Annotated in this window: 1 protein-coding gene; it reads right to left on the reverse strand. The window is 42.6% G+C overall.

Going from position 1 to position 700, the window contains the following annotated elements; all coding sequences use genetic code 11:
- Nucleotides 1–18: 18 nt before the first annotated feature.
- Nucleotides 19–501, reverse strand: coding sequence for a sugar dehydrogenase complex small subunit (locus B7449_RS18225; RefSeq protein ID WP_082084949.1), 483 nt, complete (start codon nt 499–501; stop codon nt 19–21).
- Nucleotides 502–700 lie beyond the last annotated feature (199 nt).

Raw genomic sequence — 700 nt, forward strand, 5'->3', positions numbered from 1 at the left:
AAAATGGGCTCATATAGGTCAAAGGTGATAGCCCGTAGTATAAGATGGTATCGTCATGACATCGCTGCTTACTTTGTACATGAGCGCATCTTCAAAAGCGATTACATGATCGCCAGATTTTCCGTGCACAACACCCGAATACCACGCCGATATTATCTTCAGTGCCGAGTTTTGCAGTTTCTCATCTGTCAATGCTGGCATAAGATGTTCAACATCCACTGAAGCAGTTTTTACTATGAAATTGTGAATTGCGTGTATCGTATTATCAAAATTTTCTTCGACATCATTAAGCGCGACGTAAATTCTATGGCCGACAACAGGGTTCAGTTGATGAGGGACGAGAATTTTCGATACAGACATAAAGCGTGATACGCTATCGGACTGATGTAATGGTTCCGCAAAACCCTTCGACTGTGCAAAGCTGGCTACGGTGGCGAGCGCGCTCATGCCGAGCAACAGATGTCGCCTATTTATTTTTAACTCCGCATGAAATAATGCCACCTATTCTCTCCTCACCCATTGAGTTATTTATGTATCTATCCCGATACTTGGTTGATAATGATATAAATAGTGCATTGACGCCGTTAGTGACGGTATAGAAAATATCCGAAGGAAACATTTAACTATTTATACAAGGCCGAAATTCTCTGCCTTTTAGAACCATGACGGTTCATGGCGCAGTCTCACCCTACAGGTGCAA

It is taken from the genome of Komagataeibacter intermedius TF2 (assembly GCF_000964425.1).
GTDB lineage: Bacteria > Pseudomonadota > Alphaproteobacteria > Acetobacterales > Acetobacteraceae > Komagataeibacter > Komagataeibacter intermedius.